Genomic DNA, 23,615 nt, shown 5'->3' with positions numbered 1-23,615 from the left:
CGACGAGAATGCTGCCGTGGCACCCGTTCTCGCCATGCACCAGATCCGCCATGCCTACCAGCAGCACCTGGCGGTAGAGGACGTCTCCCTCGAGGTCAAGCCCGGGGAGATCGTCTGCCTGCTGGGCCCCTCCGGCTGCGGCAAGTCCACCCTGCTGCGGATCGCCGCAGGTCTCGAGGGGGTGCAGCAGGGGCGCGTGGAACTGGGCGGCGAGTCGATGGGGCGCGTCGGGCGCTCCCACGTGCCGCCCGAGAAGCGCAATGTCGGCCTGGCCTTTCAGGATTCGGCGCTGTTCCCTCACCTGTCGGTGCTCGACAATGTGGCCTTCGGGCTCGAGTCCCAGCCTGCCCAGCAGCGGCGTCGCCGGGCCTACGAGCTGCTCGAGCTGCTGGGCATGGAGCGCTATGCCCGGGTCTTCCCGCATATGCTCTCGGGTGGGCAGCAGCAGCGCATCGCCCTGGCCCGGGCGCTGGCGCCGGCGCCGCAGCTGATGCTGCTCGACGAACCCTTCTCCAGCCTCGACGCGCGCCTGCGCGACCGCATACGCGACGATACCCTGCACGTGCTCAAGAAGGTGGGGGCGGGCGTGCTGCTGGTGACCCACGACCCGGAGGAGGCCATGTTCATGGCCGATCGCATCGTGCTGATGCGCGAGGGGCGAGTGGTCCAGGCCGGAACGCCGCTGGACCTCTATTGCGCCCCCACCGACCCCTTCGTGGTCACCTTCTTCGGCGAGGTGAACGAGCTGGAGGGGCGCGTGGTGGACGGCAGGGTGGCGACCCCGGTGGGCGACGTCTCGGGCAGGGGTCTGCCGGAAGGCAGTCGGGTGCAGGTGATGATCCGTCCCGAGGCCCTGCGGGTGGTTCCGCTGGACGACCCGCCGGAGCATCACCACAGTCATGTCATCATGGCCAAGCTGCTGGGGCGCAGCAGCCTGGTGCATATCTGCGCCCACGCCCCCGACGGCCGGGAGTCACACCTGCATGCCCGGTCCCCGGGCGTCTTCCTGCCCCGGGAAGGTCAGCCGATCATGATCGGCCTGGACGCCTCCCAGGTCTTCGTCTTCCCCCTGGAGGCCTCAGCGGCTGCCGGGTCGGGAGCGGCGCATGGCGATGCTGAGCAGGATCACCGGCAGGATGCCTACTGCCACGATAGCCAGTGACGAGGTCGAGGCCTCGGCCAGGCGCTCGTCCGCGGCCAGGCTATGCGCCCGGATCGCCAGGGTGTCGAAGTTGAAGGGACGCAGGATCACCGTGGCCGGCAGCTCCTTCATCACGTCCACGAAGACCAGGATGCCGGCGGCGATCAGGCTGCCGCGCATGATCGGGGTGTGCACCTTGCGCAGGGTGCCGCCCGCCGTCTGACCCAGGGTCCGGGAGGCGGCATCCATGCTCGGCGTCACCTTGCCCAGGCTCGCCTCGATGGCATTGAAGGAGACGGCGAGGAAGCGCACCAGGTAGGCATACACCAGGATGAAGGCCGACCCGCTGAGCAGCAGCCCCACCACGACCCCGAACTGCCCCTTCATGAAGTCGTTGATCTGGTGGTCCATCCACACGAAGGGGATCAGGATGCCCACCGCCACCACCGAGCCCGGGACCGCATAGCCCATGGCGGCCACGCGCGTCGCCACCCGTGTCACCTTGCCGGGGTGCAGGCGGGCGCCGTAGCTGAGCAGCAGCGCCAGGCTCACGGCGACCACTGATGCGAGCGCCGCCAGCAGCAGGCTGTTGCCGGCAAAGCCCAGGAAGGCCGAGCCTAAGAGCGCATCCCCGCCCTGGACCGAGAGGTAGCCCAGCAGGCCGCTGGGGATCAGGAAGCCGAGCAGCACGGGCGCCAGGCAGGCCAGGGTGGCGGCCCAGGCCCGCCAGCCGTGGAGCGCGAATTCCGGCAGGTGCTGGTAGCGACCGGTGGTGTGGAAGTAGCGGCGCTTGCCGCGTGAGGCGCGCTCGAGCAGCACCAGGGCGATGACGAAGGCCAGCAGGCAGGCGGCGAGCTGGGCCGCGGCCACCTGCTCGCCCATCCCGAACCAGGTGCGATAGATGCCGGTGGTAAAGGTGTCGACCCCAAAGTACTGCACGGCCCCGAACTCGTTGAGGGTCTCCATCAGCGCCAGCGATACGCCACCGACGATGGCCGGCCGCGCCAGCGGCAGGGCCACGCTGGTGAACAGCCGCCAGGGACCCCGTCCCAGGGTCCGCCCCACGTCCAGCACGCAGACCGACTGCTCCAGGAAGGCCGCCCGCGACAGCATGTAGACATAGGGGTAGAGCACCAGGGTGATCAGGGTGGCTGCTCCCCACAGCGAGCGGATGTCGGGGAAGACGTAGTCGCCGGCCGACCAGCCGAAGCTCTCCCGCAGCCAGGTCTGGACGGGCCCGGCGAACTGCAGGAAATCCGTGTAGGCATAGGCGATCACGTAGGTCGGTACCGCCAGTGGCAGCAGCAGACCCCACTCGAACAGCCGGCGTCCCGGGAAGCGGCACATCACCACCAGCCAGGCGGTTCCGGTGCCGATCACGAAGGTGCCGAGGCCCACGGTCACCACCAGGAAGAGGGTGTTGCCGAGATACCTGGGCAGCACGGTGCTGGCCAGGTGCCCCCAGATGCCTTCGGTGGGCATGAACAGGTGCGCCAGTACCACGATGACCGGCAGTGCCACGATCAGGGCGATGCCGATGGTCAGGGTGTTCCAGACATTGAAAGGCAGCGACAGGCGGGAGGGGACGGGGGCACGGGAACTGGCCGGTCTGGTCAACGAGGTCTCCTTCCAGAGAGGGCTGGAGGCGGTGTGGATGCGAGGCATTTGCGCGTGAGAATTGTATCAGGTGCCCCCGGAGGCTGCAGCCATTGCGGCTGACCGGGATCAAGGTAGACGCCCGCCGCTCATCGAGCGGCGGGCGTCATGGGGCCGTCATGGGGTTACCGGAGGGGAAGGCTCAGTAGCCGATCAGCACAGAGGGCAGGCCGGTGACCAGTGCAGGGAAGAAGGCCATCAGCACGCAGGCCAGCACGATCAGCGCGCAGAAGGGGATCACCGCCTTGTAGAGGTCGACGATCTCGACCCCCTTGGGCGCTACCCCCTTGAGGTAGAAGAGCGCATAGCCGAAGGGCGGGGTGAGGAAGGAGGTCTGCAGCACCACGGCGACCATCACCACGAACCACAGCACGTCGATGCCCATGCTCTCGACGATCGGCAGCATGATCGGGAAGCTCAGCAGCACGATGCCGGTCCAGTCCAGGAACATGCCCAGGATGAACACCAGGAATAGCATCAGGATCAGCGCCCCGGTGGTGCCGCCCGGCATCGCCATGACCAGCTCGTGGATCACCTGCATGCCGCCGCCGCGGGAGAACACCCCGGTGAAGGCGGTGGCACCCACCAGCACCAGCATCACCATGGTGGTGGTCTTGCTGGCATCGATCAGCGTGCGATAGCAGGTCGAGACCTTGCGGTCGCCGAAGATCAGGAACAGCAGGAAGGCGATGGTCACGCCGATCGCCGAGGCCTCGGTGGCGGTGGCGATGCCGGTGAACAGTGCGCCGAGCACGCCGAGGATCAGCGACATGGGCGGTAGCACGTACTTGGCCAGCATCACCAGCAGCTCGCGGGTGCTGGTCTCGGCGCGCTCCGCCGCCGGCACCAGCGGGCCGTAGGAGGGCTTGATGTGGCAGATGATCAGCACATAGAGGGCATACATCACGCCGAGCAGCAGGCCCGGCACCAGGGCGCCGGCGAACAGCGCGCCCACCGAGACCGGCGAGTAGCTGGCCATCAGGATCAGCATGATGCTCGGCGGGATCAGGATGCCCAGGCAGCCGCTGGCCATGATCACCCCGGTGCTGAGCTCCTTGTTGTAGCCGTACTTGAGCATCGGCACCAGGGCGATCATGCCCATCACCGCGATGGAGGCGCCGACGATGCCGGTAGTGGCGGCGAGCAGCACCGAGACGATGACCACGGTGAGCGCCAGGCCGCCGCGCAGGTTGGCCAGCAGCAGACGCATCGACTCGAACATCTTCTCGGTGACCCCCGAGTCGTTGAGAAAGCGCGCCATCAGGATGAACAGCGGGATGGCCACCAGGACATAGTTGTCCATGGCGTTGCCGTAGATGTTGTTGATCAGGGTGCCGAGGATCTTGGCGCCGGGGCCGAGCCAGGCGCCGAGCACGGCGATGCCGCCTAGCACGAAGGCCAGCGGGTGGCCCATGAACAGGCCGACCAGCAGGCCGCCGAACATGAACAGGGTGAGCATCTCGGGGCTCATGCGGGCTCCTCCTCACGCAGTTGCTGGATGGCGCGGATCACGATGGCGACGGATTGCAGCAGGATCAGGAAGGCGGCGATGACGATCACCGCCTTCACCGGATAGACGGGGATGGCGACCATGCCGTAGGTGGTCTCGCCGCGGCTGAAGGAGCGCATGAAGAAGTCCCAGCCCAGGGTCAGCAGCATCCAGATGAAGGGCACGAAGAAGACCAGGTAGCCCAGGATCTCGAGGGCGGCCTGCTTGCGGCGCGACAGCAGCCGCTTCAGGACGTCGACCTCCACATGGGCATGGTGGCGCAGCCCGTAGGCGGCCATCAGCATGAAGTGGACGCCGAACAGCATCTTGGTGATATCGAAGGCCCAGTCACTGGGGCGACCGATGAAGAAGCGCATGGCGATGTCGTAGATCACGATCAGCGTGATCACGGCGATCAACGGGGCGATCAGGCGACCGAAGGCCTCGTTGAGGGCATCGATGGCCTTGGCAATGGCGTTCATGAGCGGGGATCTCGTGAATCAGTGGGAGCACGACGTCTGGCCGGCCGGCGACGATCAGCCACCGGCTAGCCGGCGGGCCCTCCCGGAAGAGGGCCCTGGCGAGGCCTTACATGCAGGCCTCGATCTCCTCCAGAGAGGGCAGGTCGTCGGTGACGCGGCTCATGTTGTAGGGCACCGAGACGTCACGCCAGTTGGCGTAGTGCTCCAGGTAGCTGATCATGGAGTGGTAGACCTTGGCGTGCATCGGGTCCTCGCAGGCCCCCTGGACGATCACCTCGTTGGTGATGCGCTGGATCTCGGCGAGGTCCTCCTCGGAGAGCTGGTTTATCTCGGTGCCGTCCTCGAGGAACTTCACCGTGCCCTCGGTGGACTCGCGCTCGGACCAGGCCAGCGACCAGGCCATGGTAGCCTCGGCGGCGATCTTCAGCTTGTCCTGGGTCTCCTCGGAGAGGGCGTCCCAGGCATCCTGGTTGATCATCACGCCGAACACGCTGGCGGACTGGTGCCAGCCCGGCACGGACCAGTAGTCGGCCACCTCGGAGAAGCCGGCCTTGTAGTCCACGCCCGGGGTGGAGAACTCGGCACCGTCGACCACGCCACGCTCGATGGCCTGGTAGATCTCGCCGCCGGCCAGGGTGACCTGGGAGCCGCCGAGCTGCTCGAGCACGCGGCCCTGGTCGCGACCGGAGAGGCGCAGGCGCTTGCCCTCCAGGTCGGCGAGGCTCTCGATGGGCGTGCCGCCGCGGAAGCCGGACTCGTTGTTGGTGATGCCGTAGGGCAGGTAGACCATGTTGTACTGGCCGTAGACCTCCTGGTAGAGCTCCCAGCCGCCCCACTCCATGATCCAGTTCAGATAGTCGACGCCGTTGAACAGGCTGGTGGTGGTGGCCAGCGGCGAGAAGGCCGGGCTGTAGCCGGCCCAGTAGCCGGGCCAGTCGCCGGCGGCCTCGATGCTGCCGGTCTGGGTGGCATCGAAGACCTCGGTGCCGGGCATCAGGGTGCCACCGGCGCGGAACTCGATCTGCACCTCGTCACCGGCGAGCTTGTTGACCAGCTCGGCCCAGTGGCGGTCGATCTGGATCAGGTCCAGGTTGTCCGGCCAGGTGGTGGTCATGGTCCACTGTTCCTGGGCCTGGGCGGTGGAGCTCATGGCGGCGAGGGCGACGCCCGCTGCCAGCCCGGTGAGGGCGAACTTGCTCATCTTCTTCATTGAGGTGCTCCCTTGTGGGTTGTTCTGCTTGTCGAGAAGTCGATGGAACGGCCGTCGGTGCCGGGACGCGGCCGCCTGCGGTGCCAGCGGGCCTGACCGTCTGGGCAACTCGGCAACAGGAAACAAGCTAGCATGGGTCGACGGACATGTTCGACCGGGGTCGTGGTCGCCTCGGTGCCTCACAAAAGCCCCGCAAGGCTCTCGCTGTGAGAGGGTAATATCATTTTAATCAATAAGTTGAAACGTTCGTATGACAATGGTGCTGCAGTGCCGAAATGCTCGGCAACGTTGAAAGGTCGCGCACCCTTAGACCAAAGTTGAGCCGCTGATGGAGCCCCGGATGATCCGCGACCGCCTCGCCCCCCTGCAGGAGACTCGACGCCGCCTGATCCAGCATCGCTGGCGCGGCCTGGTCTGGCTGACCGGAGCGGCCGAGGCGTGTCGCCAAGAAGCGCTGGCCCTGTGGCAGGAGGGAGGCTGGCAGTCGCCGCTGTGGGTCGCCGCCGAGCCTGTGGACGGTATCGAGGCATTGCGCTGGCTGCCGGCGTCGAAGGCTCGCACGCGACTGGGAGGCGAGCAGGACCTGGTGGTCTTCGACGCCGTCTCGGACGCGTGCGGCTTCGACCCCGAGGCCTTCGGCGCGCTGGCCGGCACCCTGCGCGCCGGTGGGCTGCTGGTGCTGATGACCCCGTCCGACTGGGGCGCGCGCCCCGATGCCGACTACCGCCGCCTGACGGAGTACCCCTGGCGGGCCGAGCAGCTCAGCGCCCGCTACCTGGCCCGGCTTGCCCGGCTGCTGCGCGCCGACGCGCGCGTGATCCAGTGGACGGCGGGGGAGGCGCCGCCGCGTCCACGACTGCCCGAAGTACCGCCGGCAGTCGCGTCGTCGACCAGCGGGGAGCTTGACTGCCTGACCCGCGACCAGGCCGAGGCGGTGGCACGGCTCACCCGGCTGCGCCGGCGTCGACCGCTGGTGCTGACCGCCGACCGCGGCCGCGGCAAGACGGCGGCCTTGGGCATCGCCTGTGCGCGGCTGCTGGCGGCGGGGGAGACGGAGATCCTGGTTACGGCACCGCGCCCGTCGGCCGTGGCCGGGCTCTTCGAGCGCCTGGCGGCCCTCTGCCCCGTGGGGCAGCGGCACGGCAACGCCTTCGAGACGGGCCGCGGGCGGGTCGCCTTCCTGCCCCCCGATGCGCTGGACAAACTGGCCGAGCAGGGCGAGGTCGGTGGCCCCGGCCGGCTGCTGCTGGTCGACGAGGCGGCGGCGATTCCGGCGCCGCTGCTGGGGCGCTGGCTTGCCGCCTTCCCGCGCATCGCCTTCGCCACCACGGTGCACGGCTACGAGGGATCGGGGCGTGGCTTCGCGCTGCGCTTCCGTGATCGGCTCCTGCGCCAGACGCCCGACTGGCGGGAGTACCACCTGGTCGAGCCGATCCGCTGGGCCGAGGGTGATCCGCTGGAGGCGCTGACCTCGCGCTTGTTGCTGCTGGATGCCGAGCCGACGACGTGCCCGGACGCCGGTGAGCCCCCGGCCCTGCGGCGACTGGACCGCGACGCCCTGGCCCGCGACGAGCCGCGGCTGCGCGCGCTGTTCGGCCTGCTGGTTCAGGCCCACTACCGCACCACGCCCGCCGACCTGCGTCGCCTGCTGGATGGCCCGACGGTCGCCCTCTCCGTCCTCGAGGCCGGTGAGGGCCTGCAGGGCGTGGTGGTAAGCGGCGACGAGGGGGGCTTTCCGGCCGGGCTCGCCGAGCGGGTGGCGCGGGGCGAGCGGCGACCACGAGGCCACCTGCTGGCCCAGTCGCTGGCCGCCCATGCCGGCGAGCGTGAGGCGCTGACGGCCCGCCTGAGGCGGGTGTTGCGCATCGCCGTCCCTGCCGAGCGGCGCCGTACCGGGGCGGGACGGCGATTGCTCGAGGCCGAGATGGCCCGGGCGCGTCGCGACGGCATCGAGCTGCTGGGGGCCAGCTTCGGCGCCGAGCCGGGGCTGCAGGCCTTCTGGCAGGCGGCGGGCTTCCGGGCGGTGCGCCTGGGCCTGACCCGGGAGACGGCCACCGGCGAACACGCGTTGATGGTGGTGCGGCCCACCGGCCCGAGGGGAGAGCGACTCGTCGAGCGCCTCCAGGCACGCTTCCACCGCCAGCTGCCGGGGCTGCTGGCCTTCGAGCTGGCCGAGCTGGAGCCGGCGGTGGTGATGGCCCTGCTCGCCGAGGGGCCCGCGGCCCCCCTGGGCGATGAGGATCGCCGCGACCTCGATGACATGGCCTTCGGCCATCGCGAGCCCGCCCTGGTCCGCCCGGCGATCCAGGCGCTGGTGAGGTGTCGGGCAACGAGACTGGCGGGCGACCAGGACGAGGCGCTGGCACTGCTTGCCGCCTGGGCCTTCCAGGGGCGGAAAATGGCCTGGCTGGCAGCGCGCCTGGGGGTGTCGGGGAAGCGTGGCGTTCAGTCACGGCTGCGCGAGGCCGTGGCACGGTTCCACGACGGCGAGTGCGGGCTTTCCCCCGGCGAGGCCGGCCGGTAGAGTTCCCGGGTCAATCGCGAGACAGAACCGCCATGAACGCACATCTCGAACAGCTCTCCCCCCGGCCCCTGTGGCGCCACTTTCGCACCCTGTGCAACACGCCGCGCCCCTCCGGCCACGAAGCCGCCCTGGTGGCGATCCTCGAGCGCTGGGCCGACGGCCTGGGGCTGGCCCACGACCGCGACGCCTTCGGCAACCTGCGCATCCGCAAGCCCGCCACGCCCGGCTGCGAGTCGGCGCCGGGAATCATCCTGCAGGGCCACCTGGACATGGTGGCCCAGGCCAACGCCGACCATCCCCACGATTTCACCCGGGATGCCATCGAGACCCGGGTGGGCGATGATGGCTGGCTGCACGCCCGCCATACCACCCTGGGGGCCGACAACGGCCTGGGGGTGGCGGCGGCGCTGGCGATCCTCGAGGACGAGAGCCTGGAGCACGGCCCGCTGGAGGCGCTCTTCACCCTGGAGGAGGAGTCTTCCATGGGCGGGGCCCTCCACCTGGCCGAGGGCTGGCTCGAGGGACGCCTGCTGCTCAACCTGGATTCCGAGGACCGCGGCCAGGTCTATATCGGCTGCGCCGGCGGGGCCGACGTCATCGTCGAGGCGCAGCTGCCCAGCGCATCGCTGGTCGACGACGAGGTGGCGCTGCGGCTGTCGCTGACGGGGCTCTCGGGGGGCCACTCCGGCATCGACATCCATAAGGGGCTTGGCAACGCCAACCGGCTGCTGGTTCGGGTGCTGCGTGCCCTCGAGCCCTTCGGTGCGCGGCTGGTCGACTACCATGGCGGTACCCTGCGCAATGCCCTGCCGCGGGAGGCCTTCGCCACCCTGGTACTGCCCGACGACGAGCAGGCGCCCGCCCGGGAGCGGGTGGCCGCGCTGCAGGAAGAGCTTCGCGCCGAGCTGGCCGGGGTCGACGAGGGCCTCACCCTGACGCTGGCGCCACGGGACGCGCGGCCGGGCGAGGCGCTGACCGAGCAGGCCAGCCAGCTGCTGGTCCGCGCCCTGCACGTGGCCCCCTGCGGCGTCGAGCGCATGAGCGTCGCGGTCCCCGGGGTGGTGGAGACTTCCAACAATCTGGGCGTGGTCAGCCTGGAAGGCGGGCGCTTCCACCTCTGCGCCCTGGTGCGGTCGCTGCGCGACAGTGCCACCCAGGACATCGCCGACCGCTTCCGGGCGCTGTTCGAGCTGATCGGGGCGCGCACCCGGGTAGAGAATGCCTACCCGGGCTGGACGCCGAATCCGGACAGCCCGCTGCTGGCGCGCTTCTGTCGCCTGCATCGTGAGCGGCTGGGTAGCGATCCCGAGGTCAAGGTGATCCACGCCGGTCTCGAGTGCGGCATCCTCGGCGGCAAGTACCCGCAGCTGGACATGATCTCTTTCGGCCCGCTGATCCGCGGCGCCCACTCCCCCGACGAGCGGGTGGAGCTGGCGTCCGTGGAGGAGTTCTGGGCACTGCTGCGTGCCCTGGTCGAGGACCTGGCCAGGGTCGAGACGCCTTGATCTCTTCACAGTCGAGACCGTGATGAACGAACTGCTGCAAGGGCCCGCGCCGGCCTGGCTGGCCTGGGGGCTGGCCGGGCTGCTGCTGGCGATGACCTGGGCGGGGCTGTCCTGGCGAAGGCGCCTGGTCGCGGCCGAGGCACGCCTCCGCGTCCGGGAGCAGGAGCGCGCCGAGGGCGAGGCCAGCGTGCGGCGCCTGGAGCAGGAGCTGGCCCAGAGCGATGCGCAGCTGGATGGCAGCCGCGAGCGGCTGGCCGCCCTGGAGGCCGAGCTTTCCGGGACCCGCGACCGACTGGCCGAACGGCGCGAGCAGGCCGCCCGGCTGGAGACCGAGCAGGAGCAGATGGCGCTGCGTCACCGCGAGCAGCTGGCCCTTCTCGAGGAGGCCCGGGAGCGGCTCAAGGAGGAGTTCCGCCAGCTTGCCGGTCGCATCTTCGAGGAGCGCCAGCAGGCCTTCTCGGTACAGAGTCGCGACAGCCTGGAGGCCCTGCTGCGCCCCTTCCGCGAGCAGGTCGACCAGTTTCGACGCCGGGTCGAGGAGCTGCATGGTCAGCAGAGCCGCGACAGCGGCTCCCTCAAGGCGCAGCTCGAACAGCTCGCCGGGCTCAACGCCCGTCTCGGCGAGGAGGCCGCGGGCCTCGCCCGAGCCCTCAAGGGCGACCAGAAGGCGCAGGGCCACTGGGGCGAGCTGATGCTCGAGACCGTGCTCGAGCGCAGCGGCCTGCGCCGCGATATCGAGTATCGTCGCGAGGTCTCGCTGCAGGGGGAGCAGGGGCGCCAGCGCCCCGATGCGGTGATCTACCTGCCCGACGACCGCCACCTGATCGTCGACGCCAAGGTGTCGCTGGTGGCCTGGACCCGGGTGGTCAACGCTGAGGACGAGGCCGAGCGCGAGGCGGCCATGAAGGCCCACCTGCAGTCGCTGCGCGGCCATGTCGCCGGCCTCTCGGGCAAGGACTACCCGGCGCTGCCGGGGCTCAATTCGCCGGACTTCGTGTTCCTCTTCGTGCCGGTGGAGCCGGCCTTCGCCGCCGCCTTCGAGCGCGACCCCTCGCTCTTCCAGGAGGCCTTCGACCGCCAGGTCGTGGTGGTCACCCCGACCACCCTGCTGGCCAGCCTGCGCACCGTGGCCGGCCTGTGGAGCCTGGAGCGCCAGAACGAGAACGCGCGCCTGATCGGCGACCGGGCCGAGAAGCTGCTGGCCAAGTTCTCCGGCTTCGTCGAGAGCCTCGAGGAGGTCGGGCGTCACCTGGAACGGGCGGGCGAGAGCCATCGCCGGGCCATGGGGCGGCTCTCCAGCGGGCAGGGCAGCCTGGTGGCCCAGGCCACCGAGCTGCAGCGCCTGGGGGTGCGCATGAAGAAGCCGTTGCCGACGGAGCTGGTGCGTGCCGCCGGGGGAGAGGACGACACGGACGACGAGGCCATGGGGCCTTACTGAGTCCCGGGTCGGCCGACTGTTCCTGCAACGACGACGCCGCCCCGAGGGGCGGCGTCGTCATGTTGCGGTGTCTACGGTAGCGGGGATCAGCCGAGGTAGGCGCCCAGCATCCACACGGTCTTCTCTTGCTCGCGGATATAGTCGCCGGCCTGGGCAGCGGTGCCCTCGTCGTCGGCATCCGAGGCCAGCGAGAGCAGCTCGCGCTGCAGCTCGATCAGGGTCTGGTAGCCCTGGAGCACGCCGCGCACGCAGGTCTCGCCATCGTGGACGTTCTTGTCCTCCTGGATCCTGGCGATCTTCACGTAGTCGCTGTAGGCGTGCACCGGCTGGTGGCCCAGGGTAAGGATGCGCTCGGCGACTTCATCGACCTTGGTCAGCAGGTCGGTGTAGAACTCCTCGAACTTCTCGTGGAGCTGGAAGAACTGGCGGCCCTTCACGTTCCAGTGGTAGCCGCGCACGTTCATGTAGAAGATCTGGTAGTTGGCCAGCAGCTCGTTGAGCTTCTCGGCCAGCTGGCTGGCGCTGGCCTCGTGCAGGCCGATGGTATTGGTGTCGCTCATGCAATGCCTCCTTGATCGCGATGCAGGTAGGGTAATTCGTCCGCCGGCGGTGGATAAGTCAATTGTCGCCATGGCCACCATAGCCGATGTCCATGACATGCGGGTGTCGGACGCACTCTTCAAGGCCGACGGCCGGCCAGTGCGACCCAGAGCCGCACCAGGCCCTCGGTGCGGTCGGCCAGCAGCTCGGCGCAGCGCGCGAGGGCCTCGTCGAGCGCCATGGGGCCATCGGCCAGGGCGAAGGCCGCGGTGACGCCCTCGTCGAAGGCGGCCTGCCAGCCCGGTGCCAGCCGCCCGGCCAGCACCACCACCGGCACGTCGTGCCGGTGGGCCAGCCGGGCCACGCCCACCGGGGTCTTGCCGGCCAGGCTCTGGCCATCGAGCTGGCCCTCGCCGGTGATCACCAGGTCGGCGCCCGCCAGCAGGGCCTCGACGCCGGCCTGGGCCATCACCAGCTCGATACCGGGGCGCAGCTCTGCGGCGAGGAAGGCCCGGGCGGCAAAGCCCATGCCCCCGGCGGCGCCGGCCCCGGGCAGGTCGCGATGATCCTGGCCCAGGGTCGCAGCGGTGACGTCGGCGAAACGGGCCAGGGCGGCATCGAGTCGCGCCACCTCGTCCGGCGAGGCGCCCTTCTGGGGGCCGAAGACCGCACTGGCGCCGCGCTCGCCCAGCAGCGGGTTGTCTACGTCCACCGCCGTCTCGACCCTCAGGCCGGCCAGGCGCGGGTCGAGGCGCTGCAGGTCGAGCTCGGTCAGGTCGGCGAGGGCGGCACCGCCCGGGGCCAGGTCGCGGCCCTCGCCGTCACGCAGTCGTGCCCCCAGGGCGGTCAGCATCCCCGCCCCGCCGTCATTGGTGGCGCTGCCGCCGAGGGTGAGCAGCAGGCGCTCGGCACCGGCATCCAGGGCCTCGCGGATCAGTTCGCCGACGCCGAAGGTGGTGCTGTGCAGGGCGGTGCGCTCGTCGGGTGCCAGCGCCTGCAGGCCGCTGGCCTCGGCCAGCTCCACGTAGGCGGTGCGACTCGCGGCGTGCCAGCCCCAGTCGGCCCTGGCCGGCCGACCCAGGGCGTCGTGGACGTCAGCCGAGCGCCGCTCGGCCCCGGTGGCGGCCAGGAGCGCATCGAGGCTGCCCTCGCCGCCATCGGCCAGCGGGCACTCCAGGGCCTCGATGTCGGCCTCGGCGCGCCGCGCCCCGCAGGCGATGGCCCGCGCGGCATCGGCGGCGGGCAGGGCATCCTTGAAGCTGTCCGGGCAGATCAGGATCTTCATGGCCGCTCTCGTCATATGGAAGGGGTTTCCAGCTTAGCGCCCGCCGGCACGGGACAGAACCCCGGGGCGCTTCATCCCCGCCGGCTTCCGGCGTAGACTGCTCCTGACCCCTTGCGGAGAGCCTCCGATGCGTAGATGGCTGCTGTTGCTGCTGCCGGCGGCGCTGGCCGGCTGCCAGGTGACGCCGACGACCCTGCCGGTGGCCGAGCCTGCCCCGGCCGCCGAGTGCCGCTGGCTCGCCGGCCCCGGCGACAGCCTGGCCAGGGCCGTCACGGCCCTGGAGGCGGAGGGCTTCCTGGTGCGCCACACCGATGCGCCGCTGGGGCTGGTCAGTGCCGAACGCGCCCGCAACACCATCTATCACGACCATGGCGTCGAACGCCTGCCCCGCTTCGGCGGCTTCGTGCTGGGCGGCAGCGGCGGCCATGTCGCTTCCGGCGTGATGCTCGGCATCGGCGGCGGCATCGGGCCGGTGACCGACGAGGCAACCCGCATCGAGCGGGTCTCGGTGGTGGTGGGGAGGCAGCGGGTGCAGGTGTCCCGGGATATCCGCATCTTCGACTGGCGAGGCGAGCTGCGCGAGTCACGCAGTGCCAGCGATGCCGACTTCTGCCGAGAGCTGCGCGATGCCATCGAGGCCGTATCGGCCCAGGAGGCCCCGTGATGAGAGCCCCCATCGTCATCCTGCTGGTCGCCTGGCTGGCCGGCTGTGCCACCCCGGCCCCGCCTGAGCCCCGCGAGATTCACCTGGCGGCGACGCCGGAGACCACCCTGCGCGAGGCCATGGACCTGCTGATGGAGCGCGGCTACGTGATCCGCCACGCCGACGGCGACCTGGGACGCCTGGAGGCGGTGCTGGGCCGGATGCCGGGTTACGGCGTGTCGCTGCGTGTGGCCGGCCAGGGAGACGGCAGTCGCATCAGCTTCATCGCCACCCGCGGTGGGCGGCCTCTGCCACCCACCGTGCTGGACCCCCTGCTGACCGATCTGCAATCGCGGCTGGGGCTGTTACCCTGACCGCCCCCAGATGACGACAAGGCCTCCGATGCTTCCGTCCGTATTGCCCCCTCGCCTGATCGGTGTGCTCTGCCTCGCCGCCGGCCTTCTGCTGCCGCTTGCGGCTGCGGCGCACCCTCACGGCTGGATCGACCTGCGCATGCGCCTGGTGCTCGATGGCGAGGGGCGGCTGGAAGCCCTCCAGCAATCCTGGCGCCTGGATCCCTTCTACAGCCTGGTGCTGCTCGAGGAGCTCGAGCGGGAACAGGGGGGCGGTGGGCTGGAGGCTGCCCTCGATCAGCTGGGCAGCGAGATGCGCGATACCCTCTCCCCCCAGGGCTATTTCACCGAACTGCAGAGGGGTGACGAGAGAGTCGGGCTCGGCGAGGTCGACGACTATACCGTGTTCGAGCGCGACGGACGGATCGAGTTCGTCTTCCTGCTGCCGCTGGCCGAGCCGCTGGAAATGGCGGGAGAGACCCTGCGCTACCGGGTATTCGATCCTACCTACTATATCGAGGTCGTCCACGAGGCGGAGGGTGACACGCCACTCGCGGATGCCCTGGCGGTGGGTGGCGAACTCGATTGCGAGACGCGTATCCTGTCCGCCGACCCGGACCCCGAAAAGGTCATGGCGGCCGCCATGCTCGACGTCGATGACGAGGGCGAGCCCGGCCTGGGGCGCCACTTCGCCGAGACGGGGGAGGTCACGTGCCGCTAGCCCTCAAGCGTCTGGCGTGGCTGGCCGGTGGGCTGCTGCTCGCCCTGCTGGCCTGGCAGCTGGTGTTTCAGGGGGCCCTTCAGGCGCTCAGCCTGCAGCTGGTTGGCTGGCAGCGCGACTTCCATCGTGCACTGACCCTGGCCATCACGGGGCTCTCCGGGGCGCCCTCGCCGGCCACCTGGGCGACCCTGCTCGGCATCAGCTTCGGCTACGGCGTCTTCCATGCCGCCGGTCCCGGCCACGGCAAGGCGGTGCTGACCACCTACCTGCTCTCCCAGGGCGGTGCCCGCCGTCGGGCCCTGGCCCTCTCCTTCGCTGCCTCATTGCTGCAGGGACTGGTGGCCATCGGCCTGGTGGTGGGGCTGGTGCATGGCCTGGGCTGGCTGACCCGTCAGGCCATGGGCAGCGTGGCCTGGGTGGAGCAGGCGAGCTTCCTCATGGTGACCCTGGTGGGTGCCTGGCTCTGCCTGCGGGCCATCCGCCAGCTGCGCGCCAGCGCGGCCGTGCCGGAAACCGCTCCCGGCGAGGCGCATACCCATCACCACGTTTATGCCCACGATCAGGCTAACGATTGCTGCGGGGGGCACCATCATGTGGATCCGCAGCGCGCCGGGGACTGGCGCACGGCGCTGGCCACGGTGGTGGCCATCGGTATCCGCCCCTGCAGCGGTGGTGTCCTGCTGCTGGGCGCGGCCACCCTGCTGGGCAACTTCCTGGTCGGGGTGGCGGCGGTGCTGGTGATGTCGCTGGGCACCGCATTGACCGTCTCGGCCCTGGCGCTGGCCAGCGTGGTCGCCCGGGGCTGGGCGGAGCGGCGCCTGGCCAGCCAGCGACAGGCGCGACACGCTCGACGCCTTCTCGGCTGGGCCGCCCTGGCAGGCGGGCTGGCCATCATGGTCCTGGGGGTGTCGCTGACCGTGACCGGTGTCGGCCAGCCGGCCAGCGCGCCGCTGCTGGGCGAGCCGCCGCCGCGCAGCGCGACGGCAGCGCCGGATGCGGCGCCTCACCCCTTCGGCGGTTAACCTTCGGGCGGCGTCAGGTCCAGCCCCTCCACCTCGGCCAGGATGCGGGCACGCAGGTCGGCCAGGCGGTCCAGGTCGTAGGCCTCGGCCTGGCCATGGCCCCACACCGGCGCCGGCCAGGCGGCGTCCTCGCGACGCCGAACGATGACGTGCACATGCAGCTGGGCAACGACATTGCCGAGGCTGGCGATGTTGAGCTTGTCGCCGCCCAGGGCATCCAGCATGGCCCTGCCGACCGCGGTGGCCTCCCGCCACAGCTGCTGCTGGGCCGGGGCATCGAGCTGGAACACCTCGCTGACCTCGAGGCGGCGCGGTATCAGCACCAGCCAGGGGAAGCGGGCATCGTCCATCAGGCGCAGCTGGCACAGCGGCAGTTCGGTGACCGGGTAGCTGTCAGCTACCAGACGGGCATCGGGTTCGAAATCCGACATCACGGGCCTCCTTTCGTGTCGGCTGTCCCTGTATCCGTCATCATGGCACACCCGGCCCGATATCGGGCAGATTCCCCCGGCAGGACTGCCCCGGTATGCTGGGCGGCCTACTCGACCCGCCAACAACGGACGCTGTCATGACGCTGCTCGAGGCACTTGCCCTGCTGGCCATCGGGACCCTGGCCGGCTTCATCAATGTGCTCTCCGCCGGGGGCTCGATGCTGACCCTGCCACTGCTGATGTTCCTGGGGCTGCCACCCCAGGCGGCCAACGGCACCAACCGGGTCTCGATCGCGCTGCAGAGCATCTCCGCGGTGACCAGCTTCTTCCGTGCCGGTGCCCGCTACCTGGGTCTCTCGCTGCGGCTCTCGGTACCGGCGGTGGTCGGCTCGCTGCTCGGCGCCTGGCTGGCCCTGCAGACCGGAGATGCGCTCTTCGAGGCGATCCTGATCACGGTGATGGCCTGCTCGGCACTGCTGATGCTGCTGCCCCAGCCGCGCCTGGAGACCCGCACGCTGACGCCGGAGCGCCTCACGCCGGCGGTCTACCTCGCCATGTTCGCCATCGGCCTCTATGGCGGCTTCATCCAGGTCGGGGTGGGCATCCTGTTTATCGTGGTGCTCTACCGCATGCTGAAGATCGACTTGGCCCAGGTGAACGTCTTCAAGGTGCTGATCATACTGGTCTACACCCTGCCGGCCCTGGCCATCTTCGTGGCCAATGACCAGGTGCGCTGGGGCTACGGCCTGGTGCTGGCGGCCGGCAGCATGCTGGGAGCCTGGCTGGCGGTGAAGGTCAACATGAGCCCGCGCGGGGCCTTCGTCGTCAAGTGGCTGACCATCGCGGTGATCCTCGCGATCATCCTGCGGCTGCTGCTGGGGTGACTCCACTGGGCACGCTCGCCGAACCTGCTAGATTGAGGGAGACACCCCTTGTGTTCCACATCGGGAACGGCAACGAGGTAGCCATCATGAAACGGATAATATCGCTGATCCTGGTCTCACTCTTCACCCTGTCGCTGCTGAGTGGCTGCAACACCATCCGCGGGGCCGGCCAGGACATCGAGGAGGGCGGCGAGGCGATCCAGCGCTCCAGTTCCTGACGTTGTGGCCCCTGGGCATGTCAGCGCCATGGCTGCTAGGCTGGAGATGCCATTGCTTCACGGCAAGGAATGGATCCCCTGACCCCGTTAAGGAGAACACGCCATGAAGAAAGTGATCGCCATGAGCTTCATGCTGCTGATGACCGCGGGCCTGCTGGCTGGGTGCAATACCCTGGAAGGCGCCGGCCAGGACGTCGAACAGGGCGGTGAAGCCGTGCAGGATGCCGCCAGCTGAGTTCCCGGTCATCCGGCTCGATAACCTGCCTAGCCTGACACGGGCATGCCCTTGGGCATGCCCGTCTTGATTCATGTCTCGACGAGAGCCCTTCACTCTCCTGGAATTGCCCTATGCCGTTCGCCTGGAAACCCTGGCTGGCCGTCGCCGGCCTGTCGCTGATGAGCGCCTGCAGCGCCATGAACGAGTCCGCGGTTCGCCACGAGCCGGCACCAAAGCCCCCTCGTGTCACCGATGGCGAGGATGGCTGTGGTGCCGGTCGTGTCCAGAATTTTGTGGGGCGCCACTTCGACGCGGCGCTGGGGGCGTCCCTGCGTGAGGCGAGCGGTGCCGATTCCCTGCGCGTGATGCGCCCCGGTGAGGCCCATACCCTCGATTACCGGGCCGAGCGCCTCAACGTCCGCCTGGACGAGCGAGATCGGATCACCGCCCTGGAGTGCGGCTGACGCTCCCCCTTCTCAGGGATCGCCGTGCTCGGCCTGGGTGCGGCGTTCCTCTTCCTCGGCCTGCTTGCGCAGCTTCTTGCGCAGGGCCGCCTTCTCGAAGCGCAGCTTCTGGAGTCGGGTCTCCAGCTTCAGCGGCGGCACCCGCGCCGGCGTGCCGCTGTCGTCCACGGCCACCATGGTCAGGTAGCAGCTGTTGGTGTGGCGGATCACCTTTCTGCGGATGTCCTCGGCCACGACCTTGATGCCGATCTCCATGGAGGAACTGCCGACATGGTTGACGCAGGCCAGAAAGGTGACCAGCTCGCCGACATGGATCGGCTGCTTGAACAGTACCTGGTCGACGGACAGCGTCACCACGTAGTGGCCGGCGTAGCGGCTGGCGCAGGCATAGGCCACCTCGTCGAGCTTCTTGAGGATGGCGCCACCATGCACCTTGCCACTGAAGTTGGCCATGTCCGGGGTCATCAGCACGGTCATGGAGAGTTCGTGCTGGCCGGTCAGGTCGGGTGAGTCCATAGGGAGTTCCTCGCGGGAAGTGGTTGGCCGGATCAGGGATCGTCCGAAAGGTGATTCTGTCGCCGCTGGGGTGGATGAGGTGGTTTCCAGGGCCAGTGCCCCTCGACCTCTACGTGCAGGGTGAAGCCCAGGAAGGTGCGAATCAGCACCACGGCAGCGAGGGTGGCAACCTGTTCGCTGCTGTTCATGACAATCACTGTCTTGATCAGGTCGCCGGCGATCAGGAAGTCCAACCCCAGCAGTATCGACCGACCGACGCCATGACGATACTCCAGGTAGGCGTGCCGATTGTCATAGAAGTGATGGTGCTTGAGGAAGCGCCAGGTTGCGATGCCGAAGCCTGACACGATGATCAAGACGCCCAGGAATTCTATGATCAGGCTTATGGTCGTGATCAGGGAGAGAAAGTACGACATCTCGAGGTCGCCTTCTGCCGGTCATCGTCCAGAGGAGGCAAACCCCGACATCGGGCCGGGGTTTGCGAGAGGGGGCGGGTCAGAACCAGGTGAGGCCCACCGCGATGATGATGCCGGTGATGAACAGCTGGATCAGGCAGAAGCCCATGATGTCCTTGGCCTTGAGGCCGGCGATGCCGAGCACTGGCAGGGCCCAGAAGGGCTGCAGCAGGTTGGTCCAGGCATCGCCCCAGGCCACGGCCATGGCCACCCGGGGAATGTCCACACCCAGGGCCTGGGCGGCGGGCAGCATCACGGGTGCCTGCACGGCCCACTGGCCGCCACCGGAGGGCACGAAGATGTTGACGATGCCGGCACTGATGAAGGACCAGAACGGCAGGGTGGTCTCGGTGGCGAAGGAGATGAGGGTCTCCGACATGCTCTCGGCCAGGCCCGATTGCACCATGATCGCCATGATCCCGGCATAGAAGGGGAACTGGATGACGATGCCGGCACCGCCCTTGATCGCCTCCTGGAGGCTCTCGAGCAGGCTGCGCGGCGTGCGGTGCAGCACGATGGCCAGCGACAGGAACAGGAAGTTGACCACGTTGAGGTTCAGGCCACCGTCGCGGAAGATGAAATGGTCGAGCAGGAAGAGCAACCCGGGGATGCCCACCAGCCAGGCCAGGGTCGTGCTGTTCTCCAGGCGCTCGGCGGGACGGGTGATGCGCACGCGCCTCTCCTCGTCGTCACCCAGCAGCTTGGGGTCGATGTAGACGCTCTCGTTCTCGTCGGGGAGCATCAGCCGGTTGACCAGCGGCACGGCGATGAACAGGCAGGCCACGATGGCCAGGTTGAACAGCGAGAAGATGGTGTCACCGGTGCCGATCACGCCGATCTGCTCGGCGGTGAAATGGCCGTCGGTGGCGATGGTCAGCGGGATCGAGCCGGCCAGGCCGCCATGCCAGACGATGAAGCCGGAGTAGGCGCTGGCGACCAGCAGGCGGTAGTCGACGCGCACCAGGCGGGCCAGCTCCTTGGCGAACAGGGCCCCCACCACCAGGCCGAAGCCCCAGTTGATCCAACTGGCGACCAGCGACACCAGGGTGACCAGGATGATGGCGCTGCCGGCGTTCTTCGCCAGGCCGGCGAGCCTCTGCAGCAGGCGCTTGACGGGGGGGGAGCTGGCCAGCATGAAGCCGGTGACCAGTACCAGCAGCATCTGCATCGAGAAGGTCAGCAGGCCCCAGAAGCCGTCGCCCCAGAAGCGCATCACCGCCAGCGGGGTCTGGCGCTCCACGGCGATCGCCGCGGCGGCGGCGATGATCGTCAGCAGCAGCACGAAGATGTAGGGGTCGGGCAGGTAGCGTTCGACCAGCTTGACGGCCGGTCTCGATAGGGCCTTGAGCATGAGGGTTCCCTTCTTCGGTTGTCGATTGTGGCGTGTCTGACAGAAAGTAGCGCAACCTCAGAGGGTTGCGCTACCCGGCGCGGGGGACTCCATCAACGCCGCCGGCGTCGTGATGGCGCCAGCGGCTGCGGCGATGGTGCCGGTAGTAGGCCGCCAGCACGCCCGAGCGCACCACGGCGAAGGCCAGGAAAGCCAGCCACAGGCCGTGGTTGCCCAGTGGCGTGGTCAGCCACCAGAGCGGCAGGTAGACGGCGAGTCCCGCATAGATGCTGTTGCGCATCTCGCGAATCGCCGTGGCCCCGATGAAGACCCCGTCCAGCAGGTAGCTCCACACCGCGACCAGCGGCATGACGACCATCCAGGGTAGGTAGTCGCCGGCGGTGGCCCGCACCTCCGGCAGGCCGGTGAGCAGCGCGATCAGCCACTCGCCCCCCAAGGCGAAGGCCAGCGCGGCGAGCCCCGCGGTGACCAGCGAGAAGCGGGCGGCACCGCGCACGACCCGGCCGAACTCGTCGAAGCGCCGGCGACCCACGGCGCGGCCAGCCAGCGCCTCGGCGGCATGGGCGAAGCCGTCCAGGGCGTAGCTGGTCAGCATGATGAACTGCAGCAGCACGGCGTTGGCCGCCAGCACGGTATCGCCCTGGGCGGCACCGCGGGAGGTGAAGAAGGCCATGGCGAACAGTAGACCCAGGGTGCGCACGAAGAGGTTGGCATTGACCCGGAAGAGCTCGCCATAGGCGGCCAGGCGCAGCAGCCGTTCACGCAGGAAGCGCCCCGACAGCCACCTGAGCTGGCGCGAGACCAGCCAGAGGCCGAAGGCGAGTGCCGTGTAATCGGCGAGCACCGTGGCCCAGGCCACGCCGTCGCTGGTCATTCCCAGCCCCACCACGAACAGCAGGTCGAGGGCGATGTTGACGCCGTTGGTCAGCACCAGGATGGCCAGCGTCACCCGCGAGTTCTGCTGGCCGAGGAACCAGCCGAGGATGGCGTAGTTGGCCAGCACCGCCGGGGCGGAGAGCAGCCGGATGCGGGCGTACTCCGCGGCCAGCTCCGTGGCCACCTCGCTGCCGTCGAGCAGCCACAGCCCCAGCGTCACCAGCGGGCCCCCGGCGAGGATCAGCCCCAGGCCGATCACCATGGCGAGCAGCAGCGACTGGCCGAGCAGGTTACGCACCTCGCCGTCTGCCTCGCGGCCCACCGCCTGGGAGGTGAGGCCGGTGGTGCCCATGCGCAGGAAGCCGAAGCCCCAGTAGAGGAAGCTGAACAGCGTCGCCCCCAGGGTCACGCCGGCGAGATAGCGCGAGTCGGGCAAGTGGCCGACCACGGCGGTATCCACCAGCCCGAGCAGCGGCACGGTGATGTTGGAGAGGATGATCGGCCAGGCAAGCGCCAGGATGCGCTGTCGCGTACCGGCGGTGGTCGTGGGCGACGTCACGGCGGGTCCCTTGGCGGTGAAACGGGGCAGGGTGGCGTGTACCGCCCCGGAACGCAACGGCCCCGCCGATTGGCGGGGCCGTCGAGGAGCGTGGGTCAGGCGCTAGAAGCGGTAGCCCAGGCTGGCGGAGACGAGGTCGATCTCGAAGTCCTCGCCGCTCTCGCTGATATCGTAGCGCTCGTACTCGGCGCGCATCATGATCCGGTCGATCTCGTATTCGGCGCCAATACCGTAGTAGGGATCGGTGCCGTCTTCGCCAGTGGACTCGCGATAGTAGGTGCCATTCACCGTCGCATTGCCATCGATGTCGGCATCCCAGGCCACCATGCCCAACTTGCCATGAACACTGAAACCGTTCTGGATCGGCAGCTTACCGACCAGAGCTGCGGTGAAGCCATCAACACCGAGCTTCAGGTTGGCGCTATCACCACCCGCAGCGCCACTGGCAGAGAAATCTCCAAGATCTACATAGTTAGCTTCTACAGCGAAGTTGGGGTTGAACTGGTAGCCGGCAAACAGCTTGTAAGCGGTATCGCTGTCATCGGTGTTGAATCCGTTGCGATCAAGCCAGTCCAGGCCATCGTTGTCCATTGAGGCATGGCCAATCCCGGCACCCAGATAGGGCCCCTCGGCAGGGCTGTACTGGTAGCTCTGGGCGAAGGCGGGGGAGGCGACCAGCCCGGCCAGGGCGGCGGTGGCGATCAGGCGTTTCATCATGCGCTCCTTTGCATGCTGGGGCAGGCGGGCCTGCAGTTGGGCAAGCGGCAAAAGCTGGCTACCCTGATGTAAGATCCTGTGAAAGGATGTAACCTCGATGATTCTAGATGCTAATTCAAATGAATGCCATGGTCCGGCGACGGCCGGCAGGGCGACAATCCAGGCGACGGGGCAGGGAGCGAGGATGATGAAGCGATTGGGCAAGAGCACGATGTTCGCCATGCTGGCGCTGGTGATGCTGCTGGGCAGCCTGCCGGCCGTTGCGCAGGGCGAGCGCATGGAGGCCCAGCCCAGCGGCGGGGCGATGATCGCCGATGCGGTCGTCGCCCGGCCGCTGCTGGCGGCAGCCACGGTGGGCGGTGCGGCGATCTTCCTGGTGTCGCTGCCGTTCACCGCCCTGGGGGGCAACGTGGACGGGGCGGCGGAGACCCTGATCAAGACCCCGGCCGAGGCGGCCTTCCGGCGCTGCCTGGGGTGTAAGGTTAGTAGGCGCGCCGACGAGATGTAGGCCATCTGCCGCCGACGGCCAGTCCCTCAACCGGGTGTTCTGGCTGTTTAGGCGCGTTATCAGACGACGGCGCCCCGCTCGATGAGCGGGGCGCCGTCGGTCGTGCTGGCGTTGAGCGGGGTCAGGCCGCGGTGATGAGGTGGTACTTCTCCATCAGCTCGTCACGACTTTCCTTGTGCCCCGGGTCCAGCGGGATGCAGTCCACCGGACAGACCTGCTGGCATTGGGGCTCGTCGTAGTGGCCAACGCACTCGGTGCACAGGCCGGGGTCGATGACATAGATCTCTTCCCCCGGCGAGATGGCGCCGTTGGGGCATTCGGGTTCGCAGACGTCGCAGTTGATGCACTCGTCGGTGATCATCAGGGCCATGGGGTACCTCACGGATGTCGCTGGCCGGCAAGCGGTCTCG

General features: G+C 68.9%; 26 protein-coding genes. 13 read left to right on the top strand and 13 right to left on the bottom strand.

Features of this window, described 5'->3' with window-relative positions:
* Positions 1–34 precede the first annotated feature (34 nt).
* Positions 35–1,162: an ABC transporter ATP-binding protein gene (locus M8009_RS17815; RefSeq protein WP_430886929.1), complete on the top strand. Its 1,128-nt coding sequence runs from the start codon at positions 35–37 to the stop codon at positions 1,160–1,162.
* On the opposite strand, the gene M8009_RS17810 is transcribed toward M8009_RS17815, so the two are convergent.
* The 4 genes from M8009_RS17810 to dctP all read right to left on the bottom strand — a co-directional run bounded on the left by M8009_RS17810 (position 1,079) and on the right by dctP (position 5,978).
* Positions 1,079–2,686 carry an ABC transporter permease gene (locus M8009_RS17810; RefSeq protein ID WP_430886928.1) on the bottom strand — a complete coding sequence of 536 codons (1,608 nt, stop codon included), beginning with the start codon at positions 2,684–2,686 and terminating at the stop codon, positions 1,079–1,081. The genes M8009_RS17815 and M8009_RS17810 overlap by 84 nt on opposite strands.
* 253 nt (positions 2,687–2,939) lie before the next feature.
* A complete protein-coding gene (locus M8009_RS17805) occupies positions 2,940–4,268 on the bottom strand; it encodes a TRAP transporter large permease (protein ID WP_250063643.1) in 1,329 nt (442 codons plus the stop codon).
* Positions 4,265–4,768 carry a TRAP transporter small permease subunit gene (locus tag M8009_RS17800; protein ID WP_250063641.1) on the bottom strand — a complete coding sequence of 168 codons (504 nt, stop codon included), beginning with the start codon at positions 4,766–4,768 and terminating at the stop codon, positions 4,265–4,267. The genes M8009_RS17805 and M8009_RS17800 overlap by 4 nt, the downstream gene beginning before the upstream one ends.
* Positions 4,769–4,874: 106 nt before the next feature.
* Positions 4,875–5,978: a TRAP transporter substrate-binding protein DctP gene (gene dctP, locus M8009_RS17795; protein ID WP_250063639.1), complete on the bottom strand. Its 1,104-nt coding sequence runs from the start codon at positions 5,976–5,978 to the stop codon at positions 4,875–4,877.
* A 340-nt stretch (positions 5,979–6,318) separates the two neighbouring features.
* Here dctP and M8009_RS17790 point away from each other — a divergent pair, with 340 nt between their 5' ends.
* The 3 genes from M8009_RS17790 to M8009_RS17780 are packed head-to-tail and all read left to right on the top strand — an operon-like array spanning position 6,319 to position 11,445.
* Positions 6,319–8,502, top strand: coding sequence for a tRNA(Met) cytidine acetyltransferase TmcA (locus M8009_RS17790; RefSeq protein ID WP_250063637.1), 2,184 nt, complete (start codon positions 6,319–6,321; stop codon positions 8,500–8,502).
* Positions 8,503–8,534: 32 nt separating this feature from the next.
* The gene (locus M8009_RS17785; protein ID WP_250063635.1) at positions 8,535–10,007 is read left to right on the top strand and encodes an aminoacyl-histidine dipeptidase; all 1,473 of its coding nucleotides are present in this window, start codon (positions 8,535–8,537) and stop codon (positions 10,005–10,007) included.
* A 22-nt stretch (positions 10,008–10,029) separates the two neighbouring features.
* Positions 10,030–11,445 carry a DNA recombination protein RmuC gene (locus tag M8009_RS17780; RefSeq protein WP_250063633.1) on the top strand — a complete coding sequence of 472 codons (1,416 nt, stop codon included), beginning with the start codon at positions 10,030–10,032 and terminating at the stop codon, positions 11,443–11,445.
* A gap of 86 nt (positions 11,446–11,531) precedes the next feature.
* Here the strand turns inward: M8009_RS17780 and M8009_RS17775 are convergent, their stop codons facing one another.
* Together M8009_RS17775 and M8009_RS17770 are read right to left on the bottom strand one after the other, a co-directional pair.
* Positions 11,532–12,005 (bottom strand): Dps family protein, encoded by a 474-nt coding sequence (locus tag M8009_RS17775; protein WP_250063631.1) that lies wholly within the window; start codon positions 12,003–12,005, stop codon positions 11,532–11,534.
* Between the two features lie 119 nt (positions 12,006–12,124).
* A complete protein-coding gene (locus M8009_RS17770; protein ID WP_250063629.1) occupies positions 12,125–13,270 on the bottom strand; it encodes a glycerate kinase in 1,146 nt (381 codons plus the stop codon).
* Positions 13,271–13,397: 127 nt separating this feature from the next.
* Between M8009_RS17770 and M8009_RS17765 the strand changes: the two genes are divergently transcribed.
* The 4 genes from M8009_RS17765 to M8009_RS17750 are packed head-to-tail and all read left to right on the top strand — an operon-like array spanning position 13,398 to position 16,009.
* Positions 13,398–13,934, top strand: a complete 537-nt coding sequence (locus M8009_RS17765) for a hypothetical protein (protein WP_250063627.1) — start codon at positions 13,398–13,400, stop codon at positions 13,932–13,934.
* Positions 13,934–14,287: a hypothetical protein gene (locus tag M8009_RS17760; RefSeq protein WP_250063626.1), complete on the top strand. Its 354-nt coding sequence runs from the start codon at positions 13,934–13,936 to the stop codon at positions 14,285–14,287. The genes M8009_RS17765 and M8009_RS17760 overlap by 1 nt, the downstream gene beginning before the upstream one ends.
* Positions 14,288–14,315: 28 nt before the next feature.
* Entirely contained in the window at positions 14,316–14,987 is a 672-nt protein-coding gene (locus tag M8009_RS17755; RefSeq protein WP_250063624.1) for a DUF1007 family protein, read from the top strand.
* Positions 14,978–16,009, top strand: coding sequence for a nickel/cobalt transporter (locus M8009_RS17750; protein ID WP_250063622.1), 1,032 nt, complete (start codon positions 14,978–14,980; stop codon positions 16,007–16,009). The genes M8009_RS17755 and M8009_RS17750 overlap by 10 nt, the downstream gene beginning before the upstream one ends.
* Here M8009_RS17750 and M8009_RS17745 read toward each other — a convergent pair.
* A complete protein-coding gene (locus tag M8009_RS17745; protein ID WP_250063620.1) occupies positions 16,006–16,440 on the bottom strand; it encodes an HIT domain-containing protein in 435 nt (144 codons plus the stop codon). The genes M8009_RS17750 and M8009_RS17745 overlap by 4 nt on opposite strands.
* Before the next feature lie 137 nt (positions 16,441–16,577).
* Here M8009_RS17745 and M8009_RS17740 point away from each other — a divergent pair, with 137 nt between their 5' ends.
* The 4 genes from M8009_RS17740 to M8009_RS17725 all read left to right on the top strand — a co-directional run bounded on the left by M8009_RS17740 (position 16,578) and on the right by M8009_RS17725 (position 18,223).
* Entirely contained in the window at positions 16,578–17,324 is a 747-nt protein-coding gene (locus tag M8009_RS17740; RefSeq protein ID WP_250063618.1) for a sulfite exporter TauE/SafE family protein, read from the top strand.
* Between the two features lie 86 nt (positions 17,325–17,410).
* Entirely contained in the window at positions 17,411–17,542 is a 132-nt protein-coding gene (locus tag M8009_RS17735; protein ID WP_250063616.1) for an entericidin A/B family lipoprotein, read from the top strand.
* A gap of 103 nt (positions 17,543–17,645) precedes the next feature.
* Positions 17,646–17,777, top strand: coding sequence for an entericidin A/B family lipoprotein (locus M8009_RS17730; RefSeq protein ID WP_250063614.1), 132 nt, complete (start codon positions 17,646–17,648; stop codon positions 17,775–17,777).
* Positions 17,778–17,890: 113 nt separating this feature from the next.
* On the top strand, positions 17,891–18,223 hold the full coding sequence (locus M8009_RS17725) for an I78 family peptidase inhibitor (protein WP_250063612.1): 333 nt from the start codon (positions 17,891–17,893) through the stop codon (positions 18,221–18,223).
* A 12-nt stretch (positions 18,224–18,235) separates the two neighbouring features.
* Here M8009_RS17725 and M8009_RS17720 read toward each other — a convergent pair whose 3' ends face one another.
* The 5 genes from M8009_RS17720 to M8009_RS17700 form a co-directional block, all read right to left on the bottom strand.
* Positions 18,236–18,739, bottom strand: coding sequence for an acyl-CoA thioesterase (locus M8009_RS17720; RefSeq protein WP_250063610.1), 504 nt, complete (start codon positions 18,737–18,739; stop codon positions 18,236–18,238).
* A 32-nt stretch (positions 18,740–18,771) separates the two neighbouring features.
* Positions 18,772–19,155, bottom strand: coding sequence for a DUF1622 domain-containing protein (locus M8009_RS17715; RefSeq protein WP_250063608.1), 384 nt, complete (start codon positions 19,153–19,155; stop codon positions 18,772–18,774).
* Positions 19,156–19,234: 79 nt separating this feature from the next.
* Positions 19,235–20,545: a short-chain fatty acid transporter gene (locus M8009_RS17710; protein ID WP_250063606.1), complete on the bottom strand. Its 1,311-nt coding sequence runs from the start codon at positions 20,543–20,545 to the stop codon at positions 19,235–19,237.
* A gap of 70 nt (positions 20,546–20,615) precedes the next feature.
* Positions 20,616–21,980, bottom strand: coding sequence for an MATE family efflux transporter (locus tag M8009_RS17705; protein ID WP_250063604.1), 1,365 nt, complete (start codon positions 21,978–21,980; stop codon positions 20,616–20,618).
* A 102-nt stretch (positions 21,981–22,082) separates the two neighbouring features.
* The gene (locus M8009_RS17700; RefSeq protein ID WP_250063602.1) at positions 22,083–22,694 is read right to left on the bottom strand and encodes a porin family protein; all 612 of its coding nucleotides are present in this window, start codon (positions 22,692–22,694) and stop codon (positions 22,083–22,085) included.
* 187 nt (positions 22,695–22,881) lie between these two features.
* On the opposite strand from M8009_RS17700, the gene M8009_RS17695 reads away from it, so the two are divergent.
* Positions 22,882–23,205, top strand: coding sequence for a hypothetical protein (locus M8009_RS17695; protein WP_250063600.1), 324 nt, complete (start codon positions 22,882–22,884; stop codon positions 23,203–23,205).
* A gap of 121 nt (positions 23,206–23,326) precedes the next feature.
* Here the strand turns inward: M8009_RS17695 and M8009_RS17690 are convergent, their stop codons facing one another.
* Entirely contained in the window at positions 23,327–23,575 is a 249-nt protein-coding gene (locus tag M8009_RS17690) for a YfhL family 4Fe-4S dicluster ferredoxin (protein ID WP_250063598.1), read from the bottom strand.
* Between the last annotated feature and the right edge of the window lie 40 nt (positions 23,576–23,615).

Origin of the sequence: Halomonas gemina, assembly GCF_023554995.1 — a bacterium.
GTDB lineage: Bacteria > Pseudomonadota > Gammaproteobacteria > Pseudomonadales > Halomonadaceae > Halomonas > Halomonas gemina.
Note: the sequence above shows the minus strand (reverse complement) of the source record. Positions and strands in the feature narration are given on the sequence as shown.